Source organism: Lysinibacillus sp. NPDC096418, from assembly GCF_044762775.1.
Classification (GTDB): domain Bacteria; phylum Bacillota; class Bacilli; order Bacillales_A; family Planococcaceae; genus Lysinibacillus.
In genome coordinates, this window is record NZ_JBIWEY010000034.1 from 22,188 (window position 1) to 47,303 (window position 25,116).

The following is a 25,116-nucleotide window of genomic DNA, read 5'->3' on the forward strand; positions in this document are numbered from 1 at the left end:
AAGTACTCGCAAACGGGCAAGTACTTTTTATATTGAACAGAAAAATTATAATAATCCTTCTGTTTCCGCATCAAAAAATAATAGATGTTGAGGTTGGAGTGAAAGGATTTCACCGATTTCAAAACTATGTTGGCCACTCCATTTAATCGTCCATGTCCGATCTGCCAATTGAACAATGATATGTGTTTCGTGTCCTAGCTGTTCAATATTTACAATAGGAAGATGCAAAACATCCCCTTTTTGGAGATGCTCTGGACGAACACAGATCGTCAATGGTTTATGCTGAGGTAAACGTGTACAAACAGCAGTTGGAAGCTTCATTTTAAATTGGTTTTCAATAATGAGTGTAGAATCTTCTAGCACTGCAGTGGCCGAGTTTATTGTAGGAGAGCCAATAAAACTTGCGACAAATTGATTTTTGGGCTGATTGTACAATTCTAAAGGTGTTCCAATTTGTTGGATACATCCATTATGTAAGACCATAATTCGATCGCCCATTGTCATTGCTTCTGTTTGGTCGTGGGTTACATAAATGGTTGTGATGCCTAACTTTTTTTGCAGTTGTTTGATTTCAGTCCGCATTTGTGTGCGTAATTTTGCATCCAAACTAGATAAAGGTTCGTCCATCAAACAAAGCGGAGATTGGCTTACAATTGCTCGTGCAAGCGCAACACGTTGACGTTGGCCACCAGATAAAGCTTTTGGTTTCCGATGTAAATAATCAGTCAGCTCAAGCAGTTCCACACATTCTTGTAAACGTTTTTGCTGCTCCTGTTTATGAATTTTCTTTCTTTTTAAACCAAATAAAATATTTTGTTCTACTGTAAGATGAGGGTATAGCGCATAGTTTTGAAAAACCATGGATAGATTTCGTTCTTGAGGGGAAGCCGTATCTAGTGTTTTTCCATTCATTTGTATCGTGCCACTCGTCATATTTTCCAATCCAGCAATAAGGCGCAGAAGTGTGCTTTTTCCTGAACCAGACGGACCTACTAACACAAAGAATTCGCCTTTTTCAACACTCATATTAATTTCTTTTAGTATAGGTTGCTGCAAATTGTACGCTTTTTGGACATTCATTAGCTGAAGAAAACTCATTTATTAAACCTCATTTCACTTGATCACTAAAAACAAAAATCATTGTAACATATTATATCAGACGTGTTGATTAACCGACTTTATCCAATACTAATGATAGAAAAGGTGGATTTCCGCTACGGGCTACTCGCTTTCCTGCGGGCGAGCGCCGAGCCGCTTCCTCCGCTTTGCTCCGTGCAGGGTCTCGCTTTTCCCGCGGGAGTCGAGTAGCCCTTCGCTGCAATCTATAAAATGGCCATTATTTATACGATAAATTTTTATGAGGAAGCTGTGGGGTTGTACAATAAATCCCTAATCAACAAGCCTGATATTATATTAAACCAAATATTGTGAATATCTATAGTTTTACTTAAGTACATAAGGAATTTGCTTCTTAAAATAATGGGGGGATTAGCTATGAAGCGGATATTATTGTTATTTTTACTTTTAATCTTTACATCTATTACCTCTGCTCAAGCTCTAACTTGGGCTTATTCTTTTGTTGTTTGGGATGGGAATGTTTACGAAGTTACGGAGGAAAGTGTACTTGAAGTTGATATAGGAAATGTTATAGGGCAAGTGAAAACGAAACCTAATGAGATAGGGGATTACTATGGAAATGCTTCTAACTCGTATCCGAAAGGAACGAAATATTATGAGATAAAAGGTGTATCCACTGAATTGGCGATTGCTGTTGCAGATGAAAAGCAATGGATGAAAGCTGTTTATGTTCAAAAAGCCCCATTTCATTGGATAAATTTAGCCTCGAAGATATTACCCACTCTGTTTTTAATTGCAATTGCGGTAGTTATTATCTGGCGAATAAAGAGGGCGAGGTAATATGATTATCTAAAAAAACACATCTCTCCAGGAAAAAATGGTGAGATGTGTTTTTTATTACAAGTAGCAGTTTATCGGAAAGATTTATCGGTCTTTTTGAAATCATAAAAGACGAGAATAGCTACGATGAGAAAACTAATACTTACAAGTCTATAAATCATACTTAAACTAAACCAATTTGCTAAGAAGCCTAAAAGCAGCGCACTACTGCCAACGCCTATATCAAAGCTAGAAAAAAAGGTTCCATTAGCCGAGCCAACTTTTTCTGTACTAACTTTTTGAACTGCCCACGTTTGTAAACAAGGCATAATTGTTCCATAGCCGGCTCCAAACAATATCGCTGAAATAATAAGAAGAATATGGTTGTTTGCATAGGACAGGATAATAAGGGACAGGAATCCCATAAATGAAGATATGATGATAATAGACCACGGACCGTTTTTGTCATACCACTTACCAGTAAACGGACGAAGAATCGTCGACACAACCGCATTCACAAGAAAGAATAAGAAAATCTGGTCTAAGTCCATTTCTTGACCGAAAAGAACTAAAAAAGTAAGAATTGAACCAAAGGAAAATGAGGTTATTATGCCCAATAAAGCAATAAACCAAATCTCTTTTTCAAAGATCATTGCGCCAAATTGAAAAGGTGGTCTAATACGTTTAGCTGGCGCTGATGTATACACGAATTTCAATGATAAAATAGCTAGTAAGGTAAGCAATGCTGCAGACCAAACGAGCACATCAAAAGAAAAAGCGTCGTATAGTAATATCCCCATACTCGGTGCAATAATAGCCCCAACTGTAGTCGAAATTGAAAAGTAACCCATACCTTCACCTAAACGATTTTTTGGGATTACATCTACTACGAGCGTACTGTTAGTAGTGGTCGAGACGCCCCATACTAAACCATGAAGAAAACGGAATAAGAGAAAAATCCAAACATAGCTAACGATTGGATAGAATAGCGTAATGATGAGTAATGCACTACTTGCGAATAGTGCAAGTATTTTTCTTTGCCCATTTATTAAGTAGTAGCCTACAAATGGTCTGATAATCACAGCACCCAAAGTAAATAAACTCGTCACTAAACCAATTTGAAGTGTTGAAGCTCCTAAACTGGCCAAGTGTGCAGGCAAAATCGGAATAATCATTTCAAATCCGATGAAAATAAAAAAGTTACTAACAAAAAGTAAAAAAAATGATTTACTAAATAGATTATCTTTGTTCATATATTAATTCCTCGCTTCTAAAAAAATTATTAATTTAGAAGCACTAGGAAAACTGAAACACTTTTTAGTTGTAATATATCTTTTATCAACTAATTCACCTCTCGTTGTACAAACATAAAGCTCATAAAACATATTATTTCATTTTGTTAGCTATGTCTATGTGTAGATACACTTATCAAATAGTAAGGGGAGTAATAACATATTATGATTACGACCCCGTTCTAAAATTAGGACGGGATTAAAGTATGGTTGTTTAATTTTCGAAATATGAAAATTTGCTAAAAAGTAAAAATTATATTCAACAATAGCGCCTCATTTTAGAATTACTGAAATATAAGCTAGGGCCTCCTCAATTTACTGCTAAATCATTATTTCAAAGCCAAAGTAATCACGCTTATTACGTAACCAGTTATTTCCATCAAGAGGGCTATCTACAATTTCAGCCATTATAGAAAATTTAGTACGGATTAAATGAAAAAAATCGAAAATCAATAATATTAAAGTTGAAATTAATATTATTAGTTTTTGGTTATAAAATAATTGATTTTATTATTTGTGTTTTTAATTAATTGTTGTATAATAAAAACGAATCAACAAAAAGGAAGGGTTCATTATGGCTTATAAAGTAATTACAGATTGTCCTGTCTGCAGTAAAACATTGAAAATTACAAAGTTGCACTGCTCTCATTGTCACACGACGATTGAAAATGAGTTTGAATTATCTAAGCTGGCATCCTTATCAAAGGAACAGCTTCATTTTGTGGAAGTATTTTTAACATGCAGAGGGAATATCAAAGAAGTTGAAAAAGAATTGGGGATTTCGTATCCAACGGTTCGAGGCAAGTTAACAGATATTATTTCATCTCTTGGATATGAGCAAAAGAAGAAAAATGAAGTAGACGAGAAAAAAATTGTAACGATGTTGGAAAATGGCGAAATTACATCAGAAGAAGCCATTAAACTATTAAAAGAGGTATAGGAGGAATCTGTCATGAAAGAAGAAATTGCAAGAGTGTTAGCAATGGTGCAAGAAGGAAAGCTTGATGCAGATCAGGGAGCAGAACTGATTCAAGTATTAAAAGAGAAAGAAGAAACAGGTAATCAGCTTTTAGAAAAATCCACTAAATATTTCGATAAAACATTAAAAGTTCGTGTTGTATCAGCTGAAAATGATAACGTCACGGTCAACTTGCCGATAAAACTTGTTAAGGCCGTATTAATGGCTGGTCACGGTATCGCAGCGAGTATTCCTCAAGCGGAAAAATACGTGAAAGATATAGACATAAGCCTACTTATTGAAGCGATCGAAAACGAATTAGATGGCCAAATTGTTGATGTTAAATCGGCAAACGGGGATACCGTTTCAGTCATCATTGAGTAGTGATTTATTTATGATGCATGTAAATGTGAAAGCAAAAGGCGTTCGATTAATCATCCCAGTTCCATATGCTATGTTAAACATTGTACTTTCAATTTTGTCTTCAAAACTTTTACAGAAATGTGTAAACAAATGGACAAAAGAGTACTTTGAAAAAAATAAAGTAGACTTTACTTTTCCACTAATAGATAAAGAAATGCTAAAGCCAATCGTCAAGGAACTTAAAAACAATAAGGGAGTTGTGCTAGTAGATGTCAAAGCGCAGGACGGTACTGAGGTTAAGATTAGATTATAATTGATGATGAAAGACAATGATAAATGACTGGCATTAAGAAGAAAAAGCCTAATTTCTCGCTTACAATACCGAAAAATTAGGTTTTTTTACTTTAATTATTGCTTCTTTCAGTTTAATATTTATCTTTTACTTTGTTTGTTAGAAGGATCTTGCTAACTTCTCTTACTATTAATTGTCCTAAAATATAAACAATGGCAATAAATATTATCGCGCTATCTCTTCCAATGGGTTTAAACCATCCCCCGTCATCAACTATTAAAAAATAGCCAAATATCAAAGAAATTACGGTCATAATAAAATTTACTCCTAAGAACAAAGGCAATTTAATGTTTCTCGATGAGATACCTACAACAATTATGAACAATAGAAATATCGGAAATAAAAAATCAGCGTCATGCTTAGCAAGGTGGCTATTATATTCGTAAAAATGAAATAAGAACGGGACTGGAAATAACAACAAAATATTTTTTATAAGCCGATTCATTTTACATATGCCCCCATATCAAATTGATATTAAAATATAAAATTACTTCTTGTGTGTAAGTTTACACCAAAGATTAATTAGTTTCAATATGTTATTGAAGGCATGTTGGTTAACTAATTTTATTCAATCTTAATGATAGAAAGGGTGATTTGCGTTTTAATCTATAAATTCACATTTTTCATACGATGAATTTTTATGGAAGAGTTGAGGAATAGGAATAGGAATAGGAATAGGAATAGGAATAGAATTATACAATAATACCCAGATCAACACACATAAAGGAAAATGAGGGTGAAACTCGGTATCCACATAACAAAAAACATGCTCAGGTGATCAGGAGGTTGAAAGAGTTTTTTGGCGATAATTAAAAAGCAATCACATTTCTGCAGATGTTTGATTATATATTAATTATTAAGAGAATGTTTAAAAGATTAATAGAAAACATGATTAGAATTTGATTTTGATCACCTCATTATATCCGTTACATAACAAAAAGACCGCCTATCTTGAAGTGGTCTTTTAATGCTTTGTTCTACTAAAATCTTCTTAACAATTCTATGACCTATTCTCTCGCATCAGCTTTCGTTACATGTATAGTACCGAATGGATGGTTAGGGGGAGCGTAAATACTGTAAAGTTTTAATGGTTCATGTCCTGTATTTGTTACATTATGCCATGTTCCAGCAGGCACCATTATCGCAAAATCCTCACGAACATTTCTTTGGAAGTTCAAATTGTTTTTGCTTGGTCCCATTTGAACGACTCCCTGCCCTTTTTCGATACATAAGAACTGATCAACATCAGGATGTATTTCCAATCCAATATCTTCACCAACATTAATACACATTAAAGTTATTTGTAAATGCTTACCTGTCCATAAAGCAGTTCGAAAAGTATTGTTTTGTTTAGTCATCTTTTCTATATCAGCAACAAAGGGGCTAGGCCCATAATCCTTTAAGATGTTCTCTTCTATTAATAAAGGATTATCACCGACTAGCTGATTGGGATAAGTCCAATACACAGGTTGATAACTATAATTATACATTGTGGTATTACCGTAATAAGGGTAGTACATATACCTCAATCCTCTCGCGCATTATAAAATATAGTATGCAATCTGCCGAAGGGATGTGTTTACCTTTGATGTTGTGTTAATACAGCGATGGTTTCTTGTGCAATTTAGTTTGGTATAAATGCTATTTACGGAAAAATTTGAAGAGGTTAAAAAAGTGAATAAATGTATTTTAACGTGTGCGTTCCTATAACAAGTAGGAACGTTTTCTTTTTGTATTGATGCAGTTAAATAAAAAATAACAATATGCAAAGAATAGGAAGTAAGGTCAAATCTGAGGTGAATTTTAATGAAAAAGCAATACTTAATTTTATTAGGATTATTATTTTTGATATTTATTCCAAAGCAAATTGTTAAATCAGAAACCATTTCAAATGTAGAAGAAATGTATGTCACAACAGAGGATATTATTTCAGATATAATATTCCCGACTATTGATAAAAGAGTCATAAAAGAGTACGGGAAGGGTTCGTTTTTTGGTTGGGAATGGAGGAGGATCGTTGATATAACTTACAATGACAATCATTCCTATGATGTTTCTGTAAGAATTAAAATTGATTCTGAAAATGGCGATGAATATAAAGAAGACCTAGTTAAGGTAAGAATTTCCCCATCCTGTGACAGTGAAAAGCTTAATCGGTTGAAGTGTAATCATGGGTTCGAAATTGAAATATTAGAATATAAACATATATCCCCATGAGAATATTGCTATTTAATCACTAACAATGAGGAAATTTTCTGTTAAAATATAAGAGCTTTCCGTAGGCACATCGTAAGCCGTAGCCTTCGCTCTAAACTGTTTGTTACGGCGTACGTCTTGTGCAGTACAATACTAATTATTCCGACCTTAAAGTCAGTTGTCACTTAATATTCGGGTGTTATGATATCACCTTTTTGAGGCATAGAGCTTCCATTAATATCTTTAAAATACAAAGGTAGTCCTTCTGCTAGCACAGGAAACTTTACTTCAGTTGGGTCTTGTCTTTGATGATGAATATGTAAATGAGGCTCAGAAGTTGAGCCACTATTCCCAACGCGACCCAAGATATCACCTGTTTTTACTGTATCACCTACCTCAACTAAGACGCTATCTTTTTTCAAATGGTTAAGTAAAAGGTAAGTGCCAGTCTCTTTTATTTTGATGTATACATGATTTCCTTCCATCGAATTAAAATCTTCTAATCCTGGTGTAATGTCGTCGTCGTCGTCGTAAACAGCAATGATTGTTCCAGAGACAGGTGAATGAACCTCTTTATTCCATATGCCAAAATCGTTATTATCAACACTATTGATATTATAAGGTTCCATTACTAAATCATATGCCCATCTTTCTGATGCCCATGTTGCGTGTGGCAAATTATCATTGACACTATCGCCACCCCAACCAACTACGGTTTGTTCAGTAAAAGGCCAATTTACAGTGAGAGAAGGCTTAGTCTTTTGGAGAGTATTTGGATAAGCAAAAGAAATAAAATTCAAAGTCATTAACAAAGGAAAAGCGATTACTATGTTTATCATGAAATTAGAAAAGAGCTTTATACTTCTTTTCTTTTTGATTATTGTTATGATCAAGAAGACCATATTTATTAACAATCCCACTACTCCTAAGAAAGGTAATACTAACTTGAGTAGTGTCCAGGCATACACACCAAACAAATCACCTATAAAAAATACACTAATCCATAAAAATGAAATTAAACCTACTAAAATACAATTAAAATAACCAATCTTTCGAATTACTTTTATCAAAATGATTGATCCCTCCTTTCATACTAATGGTTTTATTGATACTTAGTTCAGTAGGTTTTTTAAATAATTATCAAACTATTCTGAGCCTGTGGTATTAATTGTATCAAAAGGAAGTTGGAAAGCCTTAATAATAATACGGATAAATATGCTTTTCTAGAGAAAAAATGATTCTATGATTTTGTTTAATATTGATTGGAATATTGTTTTTCTTTATTCCATGTTTGTAGGATTGAAGAATTATCAATCTGCTGGAAAAAGAGTACAATCGACCACATTAACGACATGAATTCCTGGTACTATCAGAAGAACAAATTGATGAAAATTCATTGGCGTTATAGATTAGGGGTACGATTGTATGTCAAAATCTATTTTGGATGGATGTAGTTTCGAAGATTGCATTATTGCTTATTTTGATAGCCATTATTTTGTTAATGAGAAATTGGAGTAGTAATTAGGATGTCGTTCAACCGTTGAATAGCTTAATTACAATTAGGGTTTCATAAAAAAAGTAAGGTCAAGTGGAGAAAAATGATGACCAGAAATAACAGGATTTCATTCAGTTTAGTAATTGCATTTTTTTGGGAATTCCTTTCAAATGGATTATATTTAAAGGGAATGAAGCGGTTTCGGTTTTCCAAATATTTGAATTAGGAATGCTTAATATGTATTTTGATGTTGTAATATTGGCGATCAATACATTCATCATATACTTCGTGTTGTCCCAATTTTTAAAGCTTAAAATATGAGTAGGACCTACTAAAAGTTTAGGAATCATCCATTGTTCATACTGAAATAACCTAGGCAATCCTTCAAAAAAGGATTGCTTTTTTCTTGATTGGTGTAGATAGGAGTTGGTATTACAACTTATTGAATCTTATTTAAGGTATTTTCGTATATAAGAGGAGGAGGGGATGATATGCAGAATTCACATGAAATGGTTTGCGTTCAGTGTGGTGGAAAGGAAATCGGACAAGGTAAACAATCAGGTTATGCAACGGTGTCACCATATAAAAAGATGGGCTTTGGTAGTCATTTAATTTGTACAGATTGCGGTTGGGTTGTAGGAAGCTATGTAGAAGACCCTAGTGCATTTAAAAAAACAATAAAGCGTAAAAAGTAGTTCGATTAGAATAGGACCTTGCAAAATAACTATTTCAAGGATATTAGGGATTAGGTCAGAAAATGTAGGGAGATACATATGTGGTCACAAGTATACGGTGTTTTGCTAATAATAGCATTAATATGGATAATTATTTATAAAATCATTCACCATAAAGATCAGCTGAAAAAGATGTCATTGATTCAAGTTTTTGGGGTTATCTTTCTTTATATTATAGCGATTGGTTTGGCTTTAGGGATTATTTTTACGACGGGTCAAATTGTTAAACCAATGGAATTTCAAGGACCATTGCTATGGATCATTGAAATTTTAACAGTTATTATTGCACTATCTCTAAGTGGATTGCTACTTGAAAATTTTCTACCAAAAATAATGAAACAGTAATTGGATGGGTTTCTGGGCATATTTAAGTGGATTTTGTTATTGATACGGATACATAGAGGATTTATGTACGATCTACTATTATGCTAATGATTGTGTATATGAAGAAATGAATAATAGATTATAATCAGCTGATAAGGGGCGATTTTTTGAGATTAAAACAATTCCTTTTAATAATTGTGACATGCTCAATACTTTTAATAATGGGTTGTTCAAATAATGGAGAAACGGAAGAAGGCGAAGGTGAATTTCCTCCATCTATGGATGGTCTAATTATAATAAACGGAATAGAGCACCAAATTGAGCAAGGCGGTTATGAGTGGGAAAGAAAAAAGGGGTTAAACACTGAAATTGTGCAAACGGATCATGCTTCCCCGAATCAAATGGCAGAACATATTAAATCCATTTACGTAAATCCAAACGAAAAAATTGAAATAAAAATCGAAGGAAATCCAGATATTACAGTGTACATATGGAACGAGGAAGGGCGAGTAAAAGAAATAATACAAGAGGAAAATCAAATCACTGCTCCTTCAAATAAGGGAAAGTATATCTACGAAGTGTTAGCGAAGTGGGCTAACGGTACGGTTTCTTATACATTTATTTTAGAAATACAATAAAGTCAAATTGAAAAGTTTTAAAAAACACTGGCGCTGCCAAAATAATGCTGCTACCGAAAACATGAGAGTTGTGATTTAACAACCTCGTGTTTTCTTTTTTTTGAATAAAATAACAATTGTGCTTGCAAAATAAATGTAATGTGTATATATTGTATATAAAGTATATATACAATATTTCAAGAAGAGGTATTTGCATGCAAATAATTATTTCAAACAGTTCGAAAGAGCCGATTTATGAGCAAATTTATGCTCAAATCAAAAAGCTGATTCTAACAGGGGAATTACAAGAAGGTCAGTCTCTTCCGTCTATGCGTCAACTTGCAAAAGATTTGGAGATTAGTGTCATTACAACGAAACGTGCTTATGAAGAACTTGAGAAAAACGGACTCATTTATTCAATTGTTGGAAAAGGTTCGTTCATATCGGAACAAAATATGGAGATGGTGAAGGAGAGAAAAATGAAAGCAATCGAAGAAAAGCTCGTAGTGGCTATTCAAAATAGTAAAGAAATGGGTATTAGCTTGGCTGAACTAAAGGAAATGCTTACATTACTTTATACGGAGGGTGAATGATGGAAAATGTTATTGAGCTACACAATGTAAATAAAACATTCAAAGAATTTCAGTTGAAAGACTTTTCGATAAACGTGAAAAAAGGCTATGTGACAGGATTTATTGGGGGAAATGGTGCAGGGAAATCAACAACGTTAAAATTAATCATGAATTTAATGCAGCAAGATAGTGGACGTATTTCGATTTTTGGCATGGACTATAAGAAACATGAGAAAGAAATAAAGCAACGAATTGGCTTTGTCTACGATGAAAACATTTTTTACGAAAATTTAAACTTAAAGGAAATGAAAAAAATTATTCAACCAGCCTATAGAAATTGGGATGAAGCGGCTTTTCAACGCTATATCAATCAATTTGAATTGCCATTAAACAAAAAAATTAAGACATTTTCAAAAGGCATGAAGATGAAAGCTTCACTAGCCATTGCACTAGCACATCACGCAGAGTTAATCATCATGGATGAACCAACGTCAGGTCTCGACCCGATATTTAGACGTGAATTACTAAATACTCTTCATGACTTAATGCAAGATGGGGAAAAAACCATTTTCTTCTCAACGCATATTACAACAGATTTAGATCGCATAGCAGATTATATTACCTTTATTCAAAATGGTGAACATATGTTTACAAAGGAATTTTATAAAATTGAAGAAGAGTATGCCATCGTAAAAGGGGCACTCGATTTATTAGATCGAGAGACGGAGCAGGAGTTTATTGCTATTCGGAAATCGAACAGTGGTTTTGAAGCTTTAACAGCCTATAAAAAACGTGTGGAAAATCTATTTGGTGATACTGTTATTTTGGAAAAGCCAACGCTTGAAGATATTATGTTTTATTCAAAAAAAGGAGGGGAAATGTATGTTTAGCCTTATACGTAAGGATTTATTTTTACAAAAATATACATTAATGATCTACATTCCTATATTACTACTCGCTCCATTGTTAGATAAATCATCTGTATTAGTAGGATTTATATTTAGTATAGCATTTATCATGACTACTTGTTCTTTTGATGAAAAAGATAACATTAATATTCTGCTCAATTCGCTCCCTTACACGCGAAAGGAAATTGTCGGTTCAAAATATATCGGTGCATTATTATTTACATTGTTATTTGTTATCGTTATGTATGTAGGAGATTTCCTTTTGAATGGAAACAACGTGCTATTTTTATGGAAAGAAATGATGCTTATTATTAGTCTTGTGATGATTACTACATCTTTCATTATTCCATTCTTATATAGATTTAAAATGCAATACTTCCACATTGCTTTGGGTGTTTTAGCTGCCATCTGGTTGTTTACAATAACCTTTTTCATTAAAAATTTACATGATGTTTTAAGTGAATTGACTAGAAAGTTCCTAACTTTACAAGAAACTCAAATTTATTTGATTGCTATAGTGACGGTCATACTTATATATATGGGATCGTGGTTACTATCTATTCGTATATACGAGAAAAAAGTGTTTTAAAGTATTGATGGAAGGTTTTTATTTTAGAAAATTATTATGCCCAAGAGAGGAAATTAAAATATGAAATGGCTACTTTTAGTATTTGCTGGATGGTCAACATTAGTAGGGGGGCTGTTCTTAGCTACTCTTTCCGGTGATGTTGCTGTACAGTTGTTCAGCTTAGAAAAGAATTCCAAATTATTAATTCAGGGTCTTGTAATGAGTGGGCTGGTTGTGCCTATTATTTTATATTGGTATCAGCGTGTTTATCGGATGACAGGTGTTACACCAAAAACGCCGGTGTATTCTTGGAAAAGGTTTTATCACTTTTTTACTGGTGTACTCTTAGCAATTGGACTGGCTTCATTGGGGTTCATTATTGCTATTTCCCAAGGGTGGATTGTCTTTGAAAAATGGCATACCCCAGATCAATGGATTATAGCGCTGCTCATAAATGTTTTTATAGCTTTTTTATATGAAGCTTTGCCAGAGGAATTAGCATTGCGAGGTATGGTGTATGATGTCTTACGTAATCGATTTGTCGCTTGGCAAGCAGTATTATTTCAAACTCTGTTATTTGTAGCTGCCCCTATAGCAGTTACCCAGATTCAAGTGCTCGTTGGACTTGATCCTGGAAACGCTATTAACATGCCGTATATCATTTTAATGTTTTGCTTTGGAATATGTTTGCAATTGCTACGACTATGGACCGGGAGCCTATGGACGGGGATTGGTTTCCACCTAGCGTACTTAGAAATCACAAGGTTTGTTATCTGGCCAGATATATATGGTGTTCCGCCAATCATAACCTATCAGGGAGGGCTCGGAATCGGAGGGTTGTTTATCTCTCTTGGTATGATTGTCATTGGGAGCATTATTGTATCCCTTATTATACTAGTTGCGAAGCGTTATATGCGGAAAAGTGGACAGTTCAACCATATTCACCCTAAAAAAATAGTTGAGTGATTATTATTATATATGCTCTTATTAATTTTAAAAAGTTTTTTAAATAATTATCCGAATAATATACTGAATATTGAAAAATATGAATGAAAAAAATTTTATTTCTCCAAAAATGGGTTTTAACTTTTAATATAGGAGTGAAATGATGTCAAATCTTTTAGAAATTAAAAATATTAGTAAATCATTTGGTAACAAGGTCGTTTTAAAAGATGTTACGTTCAATGTGTCAGCGGGGTCAATTGTTGGCTTCATTGGTGATAACGGGGCGGGTAAATCAACAACATTTAAAACAGCATTGGGATTAATTCATAAAGAAGGCGGTACAGTTAAAATATTTGGTGAAGAAAATTTAAATAAACATGCCAAGATGAAAGAAAAGATTGGAGTCGTATTCGATGCTATGAATCTACCTGCTCATCTTACAATAAAACAACTAAATAAAGTTTTTAAGAAAATGTTTGACTCTTGGGACCAAGACAATTTTTATCGATTAATTAATGATTTCTCTTTACCTATAGATAAAAAAATAAATAAGTTCTCACGTGGGATGTCAATGAAGCTGTCTATAGCTGTTGCGTTATCGCATAATGCAAAATTATTAATTTTAGATGAAGCGACAGGGGGGCTTGATCCTTCTTCAAGGGAAGAAGTGTTAGACGAATTAAAAAGTTTTGTGAGTAAAAGTAACGGTGGTATATTACTTTCATCCCATATTATGAGTGATATCGAGAAAATAGCTAGCCATCTTGTCTTTATAAAAGATGGTGAAATTATACTAAATGAAGAGAAAGATAAGGTTTTTGAAAGGTATGCTGTTGTAGATATTGATGAGGAACAACTAATGTTACTCAATAAAGATATAATTGTGGCCAAAAGGAACTTTGGTTCTAATTTCGGTGTACTTGTATCAGATAAACAGAAATTACCAGATGAAATTACTGCTAAAACCATCTCAATGGAAGAACTTAGTGTCTTTTTAACAAGGAGCGATAAATAAGTGAGAGGTTTATTATTGACAAACTATTACCTAGTTTTTCGAAGCCTTTTTGTGTACGCAGGGATAGCACTTTTAGGCTCTATATTAATTTTTTGTTTTGGAGATGCATCGATGTACAGTTATGTTCCTATGATAATTGTGTTAGTAGCGGCGACTGCACTTGAAGTTATAAAACATGAGGGTAAATCTGGTTATGATAAGTACGTACTTACTTTACCGGTTACTAGAACAAATATTGTACAAAGTCACTACTTTTTTTATTTTATAATTGCAGTAATCGGTACTTTATTATCGTATGGCATATTATATATATTTGGACTAGTTTCAGATACACCAATTGATGGCATATATAAGAGAGTTTCTTTTGCTAATTTCATAGTCCTCTTTGCCGGAGCGTTTGCTTTTCCACTCCTCTATGTTTTTGGGCCAGAAAAATCTGATGCTATAACAATCGGAAGTGCAGGTGGGGGACTTATAGCTTCTTTTGGAGTACAAGGTTTAATTATATATCTCAAAGAACCACTGTCAAATTTAAATATAGATCCATCTTTATACGTCCCAATTATATATATAGCATCTGGTGTTGTTATATATATACTATCTTATTTCATTGCTGCATTTATATATCATAAGAAGCAATTTTAGTATACACATAAAATGAAGGAGAGTTAATAAAATGGAGGATACAGTTAGAAAAAGTCATTCGATTCAAACGCATAACTGGAAAAGTCCCCTTGGAGCATTCCTAATATTGCAATTGAGCTTTTTCCTCATAGATATTTCACCGTGGGCACCTCGTTTTCGAGATTTTGATGGAAAAATATTCGGAAGATTATTGGATTCAAAACTAATTACAGAATGGGTTACTCTATATGATATACCGGAATTTAACTTATTCACTGCGTTTTTTGCTGTTACATTACTCCCGTATGCATTAATAAATGCAATAAAAGCTATCTTTTCTAAAACGCAAATCTAAAGTTAGAGAAAAGTTTTTAATATATATAGAAGAAACCACATGTTTTAATCAAACGTTATTCAACATGCTGGTTTCTTCTTTTTGATATCTATGTTTTGCAAACTGTAATCAAATTAATAGTTGAGAAAACCGAGTATATATGTAGCAATGAATGCACAAACACTAACTTGAATAACTAGACTTAATGAACTGATAGGGAAGGCAAAAAATTGTGATGGTTTAGAACAAATTAACTTAACTGTTGTATCTGAAAATAGTTCAGCAAAGAAGTTATACAAGACCTTGGGATTCGAGACCTACGGCGTAGAACGAAATGCCCTGAATTTAACAGTCAGTATTTTGACGAAGATTTGATGGTTTTAAATATCTAATTATTGCACTAATGATGCAGTTCAGTTGAACAAGAAGGAGAACCATTTTTAGTTATTGAATATATATAATATGGACTGTGACATATCTCTATAAATTTATATGTACATAATTATTATTTTTATCCCTTTCGGTGATACGAAGGGGTTTTTGTATTATTGTGCAATTGCACAATAATAAAAATCATAATATTTCAATTATTACCAATATTTATTACAACTTTTTATTTTGTGGTTTAATATGTATGTTGTAATCAGAATTATCACAAGGAGGTTATTATGTGTTTTTAAAAAGTATAGGTATTACAAATTTCAGGCAGTTTGGAATTAAGGAAAATGTTGATCCCGCAATAATAGTGGTTTTTAATCCAAGCTTCAATATTTAGAGTGATTTTTTCAGGGATGATTCATCAAATGGACAGGTTTTCAAAAGCACGCTTAGGGGTAGAAATAGACATTTTTTTAAAGGAGTTGGAATACGATACAGAAAAGTGACTTCTATGGTAGATTTGAAATAAAGTCGTCACGTTTATAAAAAAGTTTGGATAAGGATTAGATAAAAGGTTCTTTTGATGTCACTCTTTATCAGCTGCTGTAGAAAATACCGGAATCAGTGATTTATCAGAGGAAGAAAGAGCGATAGCAATTACCCCCAACAGGAAAAATTGGCTAGACAGGCTGAAATAATTTAGTTGAAGTTTTTCAAACTTTCTTCTCTACTAATATACTATTTAATACTGTCATGAGTATGTTTAACGGAGGTTATATATTATGAACATAATTAAGAAAATAGCCAAGATAGTGGGAATAATTCTAGCTATATTGGCTTTGATTATAGGGTTTGGATACGCTATTCTTGAGATTAATCCCTTTGGGAATAAACCAGGCAAGCCAGTTGCGGATATTGAACGAAAGGTTGAGATTTGGGGAGAAGAAGTTGCAGGTAATCATTCAGGAAGTAAGCTAGACGATATGAATATTAAGGGTAATCCTAACAGACTACTAGCTACATTCAAATTTTCCACTAACATTGTGGGAGAAGAATATAAAGACAATGAAGCTACCATTGATACCTTTACCTATGTCCATGAAATTGAAGGGGGCTATGAAAAATCTACCTATGAAGATGAGCCATATCTGATTCCTTATACGATGTCAAACAGTGACAGGGCCGTCATTGTTATTCCAGGTGGTGGCTATGGCTATAAGGAAATGGATGGCGGAACTGCTGAAGGAAAAGATGTAGCTGAATCATTAAATAAAGCAGATATCAACGCATTCGTTCTACACTATCGTTCCAACCCTTACGAATGGCCTATTCCACAATTAGATGTTCAGCGTGCTGTCCGTTATCTACGTTATCATGCAAATGATTATGGTATTCATCCAGATAAAATTGGATTGATAGGTTTTAGTGCTGGTGGTTTTCAAACTGGTAGCTTTATTAACCTCATTCAGGGAGGAAATCTGTTTCCTGATAGTTATCAGCTTGATGGCATCGATGTAGTCGATGACCAAGTAGCATCCGCAGCTATGATTTACCCTGCATTGACTTACCGCTATAATGTACCTATGCTCTTTGCTTCTTTTAATGATGAAGATGTAAGAAATCCAGAAGAGCGTGAAGAGCTTTTGAATCAGACAGATCTATCTAAGCATTTCAGAACAGCAAATATACCTCAGTTTATTGCTTATGGGACGAATGATTTAGCTGTTGGGGTAAAAGGTCCACAGGAATATATTCAATCTGCACGAAATGCAGATGAGGATGTTACTGATATTGTAGCAGAAGGTCAGAATCATGGCTTTAAGCAGGAACACTATATGAGTGAGTATCTTGAATGGGTAAAGAAAATTTTCGATTCTATATAATGTGTCTTTGAAAGAGGAGTTGGAAAAAGAGGAAAAGATGAAACAAAACTTAAAAAATATCAATAATTATTATGATAATACTACTAAAATTAGTTTTATAGCGAGAGATACCATATTGCATGGCTTTATCCCAGAGAAGACAACTACAAAGCCTAGGGCTCAGTCGAATATTTCTTGATATTATTTGTAGGATTATTTTTAGTGATTAAGGGACTACTTGGGAAAAAAAGATTAAGCTCGATACTTATTGGATTATTATGTATTTCGTTCTCAATATTTATGTTTTCTCCAGGAAGTGATGAAATCATTTCGAGATTATTCAATTTGAATTAAAGTGTAGGTATAATATTTATAGTTACTTTCACTAAGGAAGATTTCCATCTGGGTACTTGTTTCACAATCGGGCGCTTTCCTGGAAACAGGGGAAGGGCCTCTTTTCTAATTTTTAACTGGTTACTAAGAGTTCGGAAATTTAGCAATATCTTAGATTATTGAATAACCTCTGTATGAAAAAGACTCTCCCCGAACATAATAGAATTTAGAATAATAGATTTAACCTTAGCGGGAGAGTGAAAGATACATGTTATTATCCGAAGCGTGGAAAAAATACCAACAAGATAAAAAAATCGAGGGATATTCATCACTTACATTAAAAACATATTGTTTTCAATACAATCTTTTATTGCGATTTTTTGGTGATATTGATATGAACGGATTCAGTACAGATAAATTAAAAGAATATTTAATACAGTCAGGAGATCACTTAAAGCCTTCTAGTTTAGGACATAGGGTTCGTTGTGTTAAATCACTATTTAGATGGTCACATGAAGAGGGATATATTCTAAAAAATCCTGCTGCTAAATTGAAAGAGCCGAAATTAGGTAAAAGAATTCCTAAGTTCCTCTCAGATTTAGAGATTGAACATCTAAGGGAAGCTTGCCAAACAACGATGGGAAATGCGCTATTTGAGTTTATGTATTCAACCGGCTGCCGTATTGGTGAAGTTGTAAAATTAAATCGTGAAGATATTGATTTTCAAACGAATTCAGTCATTGTACAAGGGAAAGATGATAAAGAAAGGGAAGTGTACTTTAATACCCGCTGCTCCATTTGGTTAAAAAGATATTTAGATGAACGGGAGGATGAGGATTCTTGTTTGTTTATTACAGACAGAAGGAACACAGATGGCCCAACATGAAATCGCCACGCTCTTACGTCAGTATCGGTTATTAGAAACCGAAATTGAAACTGTAAATAATCAATTGGCAGAAATGGCACAAACAACAATCGAATATGAAATACTGGCTTCAGTTCCTGGTTTAGGAGATGCGACAATCGTTGATTTCTATCAGAAGTAGGAAGCTTCTCACTTTATGAAAATCCACGCCAACTTATAAAACTAGCGGGATTAACATTACGTGAGAGCTCGTCCGGTCAACATAAGGGACAAAAACACATCTCTAAACGAGGACGAAAGAAGCTCAGAAACACCCTATTCAAAGTAATGGTACCGCTAATTCGGCATAACGAAGCGTTTAAACAGCTTCATGAATACTACACAACACGACAACAAAATCCCTTACGGGGAAAGCAGTCAATGGTGATACTCTGTGGTAAATTACTGAAGGTATTACATGGCATATGCAAAAAGAAAATTTTTTTTAACGAGCAACATATGATGAAAGACCTCTACTGTCTCGTAGAGGCAGCGTAATCAATTCTTTCATCGAACTATAAAAAGAAGGATGACACGGAGAAGCCAGCAAAATAACTAAACTCAGACTATGAGTCTCCGGAGCAGCATAGCAGGCCTCTGCCTTATGAATAGACCGAACGAAGGAATGTAAGCGCAAATGACGCTAAGAGACATGGGAGGGTACGTCGTCATAAGTATCGCAGAGATCCATTGTGCATCACATAGTGGATTAAAAAGCTAATGATTTCCATTAGTTTTAGCGAAGCGTACTCCTAGTTTGTAAATTATAACTATAAATTCAAAACACTGTTTATAAATGAAGTGAAAAATTATTTCTTCTTCACCACGAAGTGGTGGAAACCGTTGATACATCAATGTTTATAGAGGGAGTTTAGTTGAACAAGGATAAGATAAAATAAAGGCATAAAATAATTAGTAATTTAGGAGAGAACTATGGAAAAATATACTTGTGCTTGTTGTGGTTTTAAAACACTTTCAGAAGAAAATGGTAGTGACGAAATCTGTACGGTGTGTTTTTGGCAAGATGATGGTGTAATGAATGCTAACCCAGATTATTGGGGTGGTGCTAATGAGGTATGTTTAAGGCAGGCACAAAGAAACTATAGTGAATTTGGGGCTAGTGAAAAAAGATTTAAAGGTAGATTAGTTAGGGGATTTTATGAAAAAAATTCATTATGGAAACCAGTTTGGGAAAGGGAAGCAAGCCTCAGTAAAACTAAAGTTGTAGAAATACAAATTGAAGGGAATGTTTTGGTAAGTGGGTTCAAAGAATCTATGCAAATTAATGAATTTATAGATGAATTTACTAACCTTCTTGAAAGTAAGGGATGGTCTTTTGGTGGTGAAATTAAACATGTAAGTACACCAATAAATAAAGAGTAAGCATTTTAAGTAAAATGATAAATGCTATTCAACTCCCATGAAAGAACGTAATAATCTTTCATTTTCTGTGATGTAGCGATGATTTTACGCTACATGTGTGGCTAACGGGGTGCTTTAGTTCAATAACGATTTTCAACAATCGGGCGCGATTCTGTAATAAGGATCAGCGTTCGTTTTCATTAAAGGGCCATATTATTGAATAACATTCTTTTATGAAATGTCCCCGAACGACGCTTTGGGAAGGTTATACTTCCACTAACGGGTGTAGTTATTGAATAAGGGCTGTGCTTTAATTGGATTAGATTGGAAAAAAGTGTATATTAAAATTAGAACAAAATAAATTTATATGTAAGGAGATGACTACTTTATGAAAAAGAGAATTTCTATAGTATTAACAATGATAGCTATCATTACTTTTGGTGTTTTTATTTATTATGGGTCTTTGACCGAGGCTAATAAGGAAACCGACAGTATTGTAATAGATAAAGATGGAAAAGTAGTAGAACCACTTAGTGGTAACAACGATAATATAGGTCATTAATACACATTAATATCGGTAGACATTTTTCTTGACGTTCTATTTGTACCAATACTCTCTTAAGCAATCGGGCGTTTTAGTGCAACAAGGACTTATAAGCTATACAAAACAATCATAATAAACGTTCCCAAATGAAAGTTTGGAGAGAGAGCGAAATCCAAGAAATACTGTTAAACCAACATTTCTTGGATTTTCCTTTAAATATTGTTTATACAGCTTTTTATGCAAATATATAAACAGGGCTACGATAGTACTTTTCAAGATTATGTAGAGTGTATTATCTGAATAAAAATCTGTATATTTGGCGCATTAAAACAAACTGCATTTTTTATCATTCATCATTCCTATACTTCAAGTACAGGGCCTTTAATTGAAAACCGATATTCAGCAATCGGGCGCTTTCCTGGAATAAGGAAAATGCTTTTTTCATTAAAGGGCCATTTAATTGAATAACACTTCTAAGTTAAAATTGGGGTATATGTTAATCTTGAAACATTTAGGTTTTAAGTTACCAAACGACGGTTTGGGAGTGTTATTATTTAAATACAGTAAAATGTTGGTTTTTATAGTACATAATCTCACTAAAGGGTGTTTATAAATGGATAATATTAGACAATTTTGGAATGATTTTTGTATAGTAAATCAGCAAGAAGAAGCCGAATATAAAGCTGCGTTTGCATTTGGTGCTTCAGCAGATTGGTTAGCTGATTTGGTTGTCGAGGGAAAAAAGACAGCCACAACCTCTGGCTATGTATTTTATGAACTTGAAAAAGAGGCTCTCCCTCAAGCAGGTGAATATTATATTGTTCTAAATGGCGTTGAAAAACCAGTTGCAGTCATTCAAATTCAATCGGTTGAAGTTAAGCCGATGAACGAAGTAAGTGAAGAATTCGCTTTAGCTGAAGGTGAGGGGGATTATCGTTTTTGGTGGGATGCACACGAAAAATTCTTTAGCGAGTTATTAAAAGAGTACGGTAAAGAATTCTCACCAGATATGTTAGTTGTATGTGAACGATTTAAAAAAGTATATCCTAAGTAACATACAAAAAAAGCCCCCAAAACACGCTTTGGGAACTTGAAGTTTCAGCATTCTAATACGTATTAATTATTATTTTCACAGGGTATTTTATATACTAAAACGAATCTGAATTAACACAAGGTTTGTTTTTATCTTTGTCGAATCTAATTACTATAATAAATTGCTGTAAAATTCAATTATATATATAAAGGGAGGGTATAAAAATGGACCTATTACTTTGGATAACTATCAGTTTCATAATAATTGGATTTGTTATTATCATCTCTATGAAAAAAAGTATGGAGAGTAAGGTCGCTTTTATAAAATCAAATACGGAATCAGAGGGGGATTTTTCAAAGGCTAAATCCGTAATTTGGTGGATATGGGGTACTGTTGCTTGGGGGATAGTGAGTATGTTTCTTGTTGTTAGGTGTTTTCAGAATTACTTTGGATAACTGTTGGCATCAATAGAGGGTTATAACGCATACAAAACAAATCTGAAAAACTTTCCCAATTGAAAGCTTGGTAACATTTATAACAGCGACAAGCACTGTTAAATCAGTGTTTGTCGCTGTTTTTATTAGAAAATAACGCTCTGAGACGCTGTGAGAAATTATTTTAAAGAGGACTGTTCGATCCACTTGTTCTGAACGGCTGCAACAAATAAATAGACTTTCAATGAAATGTTACCAAAGACGCTTTGGGTGCTTTTTTAATTCAACTAACGGAGAAGGTGGTAGTAAGGAATCCATGCAGCACATATGGAATATATAGTAATAGGAAATTTAGTTTTTATATTCGATATAGAGGAGGGGTAACATCTTTTGAAGAAAACAATGTTTCTTTGCGTTTTAAGTATATTTTTATTAATAGGTTGTTCAGAGGTAGCTTTTAATCCTAATGAAGAACCCGCTGGAAGCCAAAGTAATTATGATATGAAATTAAGTATGGATAACAACGGACTTTTTAGTGCAGATGTATCCATAGATATTCTCAATGTTTCTAATGAAAAATGGGATGAGTTAAAACTTTATTTTATTCCTAATATGTTTACGTCTGAAAACTCTCCCTATTTGAATACCCCCTCTAAAGTTGAGATCGAGTCAGTTAAAATTGAAAATCAAGATGCATCATACTCACTTGAGAAAGACACAATTAACATTCCTTTAAAAACATCGGTTTCTCCAAATGAAAGTGTTAGTTTTCAAATGAAATATCACTTCACCTTACCAACCGACGGGGTTAGATTCGAAAAAATCGATAGTAATTATCACCTCGCTCAATGGTATCCGATGGTACCTACCTATCAAAAAGGATGGAATAAACAAGACTATACTTCCGAAGGAGAGTCATATCACACAACTTTTAGTAACTTTAATCTAACAGTTGATATTCCTAAAGAATACACTCTTGTTACAACCAGTGACGAAGATAGATTACTAAGTGTAAGCAATAATACATTTCGAATTGAAAAGGTAAAAGAAATCTTTGTTGCTCTATTAAAAGACCCACAAGTTATCCAAAAAAAATCTGATAACGTAAATATAAGAGTATTTGGAACGGGTGAATCAGAGGAGTTTTTAGATGAAGTTTCCGAGACTGCTGTGGAGTCTTTCCATTACTTTGAAAATATTATTGGACCATATCCACACAAACAGTTAGATATTATTTTAGATGGACTAGGAATGGAGTATCCAGGAGTAGTAACAGCAGGCTCCCTTAAGGGGCGCTCTGTCACAAATGAAAGAATTAAAGAAATGGTAATTCATGAAATTGCTCATCAATGGTTTTACGGAATGGTAAGTAATGACCCATACACCGATGGGTGGTTAGATGAGGGATTTGCAGAGTTTGCAACTTCTTTATTTCTAATGCCTAATGAGAAAGAATTAGGTTATATAGACCTTTCAAATAAATTGGAACCATTGCCTTCCAATCTACCATTACACAAGTATCTAAATGGTACACAAAGTAATTATATCTATGGTCAATCTCGTTCAAACTTAGCTAAGATTTTCAATCAACATGGTGGAAAACAAACAGCAGAGGATTTTTTAAGTAGATATTTTACTCTTTATAAGTATAAAGAAGTAGATACAGAGGAATTCGTAAGGTTCATGAAATTCTATTTAGAAATAAAAGATGATTCCTTATTCGAGAGTTGGTTAGCACTAGAAAATACTAAAAATGAATAAATCCTTATTCAATTAAAAGTGGCTTTACTTGAAGCTCATTGAGTTGCATAAGCAGCTCTTTTTTCGTTACTGAACTAACGAAAGCTATAGTGCAACAAGGATTTATAATGTATACATAAATAAACAAAATAACGTTCCCAAATGGAAGTTTGGAAACACACTAAAAAGCCACAAAATGAAGTTTAGTTATTCCATTAAAGGGCGCTTTACTTGAAGCTCATTGAGTTGCATAAGCAGCTCTTTTTTTCTTATTGAACTAACGATGCAGGTTAGTTGAAAAAGGAATTGTAAATATTTAAAACAAATGAATACATAATATATGTTAATATAGTTATTAATATCATAAATATGGATAAATAGTTTAGGTGAGGTTGTTTATAAAAATAGTAGAAATGTATGGGATATTAAATTTGAGGTGAAGAGAATTGAAATATACGAATGAACAGCTACAAACGATGATTGCACGCAAGCCAATTGGAGACATATATCCATATAACACAAAGGATGAAGACCTAATCGAGGAATATATTCAAAATCTGTATTATACGTTCAATCGTTCAAAAATCATCAATTGTGAAACGGATCATCACGGAAGTGGCTATGCTTCCTATGTCGATTTCTTTTGTTATAAAAGAGATGGAGGTAGTGTACTGGAGGAAAAATATATTGAAGAGTATCCGTGCACAGAAATTCATTTGGAAGGTCTTGCTATCTATATAAGTCGATTAGCACCTGTAGCTATTATTGCGAAAGATGCTCGATGGAAGACAATTATAGATACTGAGAAGGAACAGGATGAATATTTTAGTGCGAAGTGCTTTATTTGTCCGGATGAAGTAATCACCGAATCTCCAGATTTTATGGTAGAAGAGTTTCTAGAAATCATAACAAAATTAGGTAATGCAGGTTATAGTATTTTAGATAAAGAGTATATATCTAAACCACTCTCGTTTGAAACTAAAATTCCAACCATCTTAACAATTCCAGAACTGAATGAAATCTATAAAGTGTTCGATGGTATTTTTTATTGGACGGACTAACTTGAGGTTTGATTTTGTTAGTTATTCCTTCTTCAAATCCCATGAAAGAACGTAATAATCTTTCATTTTCTGTGATGTAGCGTAGATTTTACGTGACATGGATGGCTAACGGGGGCTTTCGTATTATATAGTTCAGCCAGATCTTTCTGGTTGAACTTTTTTTATTTAGATTTAAGTTATCAGTAGCCAGGGTAGAACGTACGGGTGCGTGGGACATTAATCCCGTCAACTAAACTGTTCACCCCCTACTTGTAGAAATATGTTTGAGGCTG

At 33.5% G+C, this 25,116-nt stretch carries 26 protein-coding genes and 3 pseudogenes; 24 read left to right on the top strand and 5 right to left on the bottom strand.

What is annotated here, in order from left to right; translation table 11 throughout:
• Window positions 1-45: 45 nt before the first annotated feature.
• Entirely contained in the window at window positions 46-1,098 is a 1,053-nt protein-coding gene (locus ACIQZG_RS19760) for an ABC transporter ATP-binding protein (RefSeq protein WP_402757185.1), read from the bottom strand.
• 396 nt (window positions 1,099-1,494) lie between these two features.
• Here ACIQZG_RS19760 and ACIQZG_RS19765 point away from each other — a divergent pair, with 396 nt between their 5' ends.
• The gene (locus tag ACIQZG_RS19765) at window positions 1,495-1,917 is read left to right on the top strand and encodes a hypothetical protein (protein WP_402757186.1); all 423 of its coding nucleotides are present in this window, start codon (window positions 1,495-1,497) and stop codon (window positions 1,915-1,917) included.
• Between the two features lie 71 nt (window positions 1,918-1,988).
• Here the strand turns inward: ACIQZG_RS19765 and ACIQZG_RS19770 are convergent, their stop codons facing one another.
• Window positions 1,989-3,149: an MFS transporter gene (locus ACIQZG_RS19770; protein WP_402757187.1), complete on the bottom strand. Its 1,161-nt coding sequence runs from the start codon at window positions 3,147-3,149 to the stop codon at window positions 1,989-1,991.
• Window positions 3,150-3,762: 613 nt separating this feature from the next.
• On the opposite strand from ACIQZG_RS19770, the gene ACIQZG_RS19775 reads away from it, so the two are divergent.
• From ACIQZG_RS19775 to ACIQZG_RS19785, 3 genes are read left to right on the top strand one after another with little or no spacing between them, the layout of a single operon-like run.
• Window positions 3,763-4,128 (top strand): DUF2089 domain-containing protein, encoded by a 366-nt coding sequence (locus tag ACIQZG_RS19775; protein ID WP_402757188.1) that lies wholly within the window; start codon window positions 3,763-3,765, stop codon window positions 4,126-4,128.
• 12 nt (window positions 4,129-4,140) lie between these two features.
• Window positions 4,141-4,530, top strand: a complete 390-nt coding sequence (locus tag ACIQZG_RS19780; protein ID WP_402757189.1) for an SHOCT-like domain-containing protein — start codon at window positions 4,141-4,143, stop codon at window positions 4,528-4,530.
• 10 nt (window positions 4,531-4,540) lie between these two features.
• Window positions 4,541-4,822, top strand: coding sequence for a hypothetical protein (locus ACIQZG_RS19785; RefSeq protein ID WP_402757211.1), 282 nt, complete (start codon window positions 4,541-4,543; stop codon window positions 4,820-4,822).
• A gap of 112 nt (window positions 4,823-4,934) precedes the next feature.
• On the opposite strand, the gene ACIQZG_RS19790 is transcribed toward ACIQZG_RS19785, so the two are convergent.
• Together ACIQZG_RS19790 and ACIQZG_RS19795 are read right to left on the bottom strand one after the other, a co-directional pair.
• On the bottom strand, window positions 4,935-5,114 hold the full coding sequence (locus ACIQZG_RS19790; protein WP_402757190.1) for a hypothetical protein: 180 nt from the start codon (window positions 5,112-5,114) through the stop codon (window positions 4,935-4,937).
• A 754-nt stretch (window positions 5,115-5,868) separates the two neighbouring features.
• A complete protein-coding gene (locus tag ACIQZG_RS19795; protein WP_402757191.1) occupies window positions 5,869-6,381 on the bottom strand; it encodes a cupin domain-containing protein in 513 nt (170 codons plus the stop codon).
• 286 nt (window positions 6,382-6,667) lie between these two features.
• On the opposite strand from ACIQZG_RS19795, the gene ACIQZG_RS19800 reads away from it, so the two are divergent.
• Window positions 6,668-7,078, top strand: a complete 411-nt coding sequence (locus tag ACIQZG_RS19800) for a hypothetical protein (protein WP_402757192.1) — start codon at window positions 6,668-6,670, stop codon at window positions 7,076-7,078.
• A gap of 164 nt (window positions 7,079-7,242) precedes the next feature.
• On the opposite strand, the gene ACIQZG_RS19805 is transcribed toward ACIQZG_RS19800, so the two are convergent.
• Window positions 7,243-8,127, bottom strand: coding sequence for a M23 family metallopeptidase (locus tag ACIQZG_RS19805; protein ID WP_402757193.1), 885 nt, complete (start codon window positions 8,125-8,127; stop codon window positions 7,243-7,245).
• 916 nt (window positions 8,128-9,043) lie between these two features.
• Here ACIQZG_RS19805 and ACIQZG_RS19810 point away from each other — a divergent pair.
• From ACIQZG_RS19810 to ACIQZG_RS19900, 19 genes and pseudogenes are all read left to right on the top strand, one after another.
• Window positions 9,044-9,247 carry a transcription initiation factor TFIIIB gene (locus tag ACIQZG_RS19810; protein WP_402757194.1) on the top strand — a complete coding sequence of 68 codons (204 nt, stop codon included), beginning with the start codon at window positions 9,044-9,046 and terminating at the stop codon, window positions 9,245-9,247.
• Between the two features lie 78 nt (window positions 9,248-9,325).
• Complete coding sequence (locus tag ACIQZG_RS19815; protein WP_402757195.1) at window positions 9,326-9,631, top strand: hypothetical protein; 306 nt, start codon at window positions 9,326-9,328, stop codon at window positions 9,629-9,631.
• A 146-nt stretch (window positions 9,632-9,777) separates the two neighbouring features.
• Window positions 9,778-10,248 (top strand): hypothetical protein, encoded by a 471-nt coding sequence (locus ACIQZG_RS19820; RefSeq protein WP_402757196.1) that lies wholly within the window; start codon window positions 9,778-9,780, stop codon window positions 10,246-10,248.
• A 194-nt stretch (window positions 10,249-10,442) separates the two neighbouring features.
• Complete coding sequence (locus ACIQZG_RS19825; RefSeq protein ID WP_402757197.1) at window positions 10,443-10,820, top strand: GntR family transcriptional regulator; 378 nt, start codon at window positions 10,443-10,445, stop codon at window positions 10,818-10,820.
• Window positions 10,820-11,689 carry an ABC transporter ATP-binding protein gene (locus ACIQZG_RS19830; RefSeq protein ID WP_402757198.1) on the top strand — a complete coding sequence of 290 codons (870 nt, stop codon included), beginning with the start codon at window positions 10,820-10,822 and terminating at the stop codon, window positions 11,687-11,689. The genes ACIQZG_RS19825 and ACIQZG_RS19830 overlap by 1 nt, the downstream gene beginning before the upstream one ends.
• Window positions 11,682-12,296 (top strand): ABC-2 transporter permease, encoded by a 615-nt coding sequence (locus ACIQZG_RS19835; protein ID WP_402757199.1) that lies wholly within the window; start codon window positions 11,682-11,684, stop codon window positions 12,294-12,296. Before ACIQZG_RS19830 ends, ACIQZG_RS19835 begins: the two co-directional genes overlap by 8 nt.
• A gap of 60 nt (window positions 12,297-12,356) precedes the next feature.
• Window positions 12,357-13,241: a CPBP family intramembrane glutamic endopeptidase gene (locus ACIQZG_RS19840; RefSeq protein ID WP_402757200.1), complete on the top strand. Its 885-nt coding sequence runs from the start codon at window positions 12,357-12,359 to the stop codon at window positions 13,239-13,241.
• Window positions 13,242-13,383: 142 nt separating this feature from the next.
• Window positions 13,384-14,235, top strand: coding sequence for an ABC transporter ATP-binding protein (locus ACIQZG_RS19845; protein WP_402757201.1), 852 nt, complete (start codon window positions 13,384-13,386; stop codon window positions 14,233-14,235).
• Window positions 14,236-14,880 carry an ABC-2 transporter permease gene (locus ACIQZG_RS19850; protein ID WP_402757202.1) on the top strand — a complete coding sequence of 215 codons (645 nt, stop codon included), beginning with the start codon at window positions 14,236-14,238 and terminating at the stop codon, window positions 14,878-14,880. It abuts the gene before it with no gap.
• Window positions 14,881-14,911: 31 nt separating this feature from the next.
• Window positions 14,912-15,214, top strand: a complete 303-nt coding sequence (locus ACIQZG_RS19855; protein WP_402757203.1) for a YfzA family protein — start codon at window positions 14,912-14,914, stop codon at window positions 15,212-15,214.
• A gap of 1,196 nt (window positions 15,215-16,410) precedes the next feature.
• Window positions 16,411-17,454 (top strand): alpha/beta hydrolase, encoded by a 1,044-nt coding sequence (locus tag ACIQZG_RS19860; protein WP_402757204.1) that lies wholly within the window; start codon window positions 16,411-16,413, stop codon window positions 17,452-17,454.
• 580 nt (window positions 17,455-18,034) lie between these two features.
• Window positions 18,035-18,631: pseudogene (locus tag ACIQZG_RS19865) on the top strand (tyrosine-type recombinase/integrase); the annotation flags it as partial.
• Window positions 18,624-19,168: pseudogene (locus ACIQZG_RS19870) on the top strand (transposase); the annotation flags it as partial. The pseudogenes ACIQZG_RS19865 and ACIQZG_RS19870, both read left to right, overlap by 8 nt.
• Before the next feature lie 435 nt (window positions 19,169-19,603).
• Window positions 19,604-19,801 (top strand): annotated as a pseudogene (locus ACIQZG_RS19875) (CPCC family cysteine-rich protein); the annotation flags it as partial.
• Between the two features lie 619 nt (window positions 19,802-20,420).
• Entirely contained in the window at window positions 20,421-20,594 is a 174-nt protein-coding gene (locus ACIQZG_RS19880) for a hypothetical protein (RefSeq protein ID WP_402757205.1), read from the top strand.
• Between the two features lie 595 nt (window positions 20,595-21,189).
• Window positions 21,190-21,630 carry an ASCH domain-containing protein gene (locus tag ACIQZG_RS19885; protein ID WP_402757206.1) on the top strand — a complete coding sequence of 147 codons (441 nt, stop codon included), beginning with the start codon at window positions 21,190-21,192 and terminating at the stop codon, window positions 21,628-21,630.
• A 203-nt stretch (window positions 21,631-21,833) separates the two neighbouring features.
• Window positions 21,834-22,064: a hypothetical protein gene (locus ACIQZG_RS19890; RefSeq protein ID WP_402757207.1), complete on the top strand. Its 231-nt coding sequence runs from the start codon at window positions 21,834-21,836 to the stop codon at window positions 22,062-22,064.
• A gap of 369 nt (window positions 22,065-22,433) precedes the next feature.
• Window positions 22,434-23,804, top strand: coding sequence for a M1 family metallopeptidase (locus tag ACIQZG_RS19895; RefSeq protein WP_402757208.1), 1,371 nt, complete (start codon window positions 22,434-22,436; stop codon window positions 23,802-23,804).
• A gap of 425 nt (window positions 23,805-24,229) precedes the next feature.
• Window positions 24,230-24,844, top strand: a complete 615-nt coding sequence (locus ACIQZG_RS19900) for a hypothetical protein (RefSeq protein ID WP_402757209.1) — start codon at window positions 24,230-24,232, stop codon at window positions 24,842-24,844.
• Window positions 24,845-25,116 lie beyond the last annotated feature (272 nt).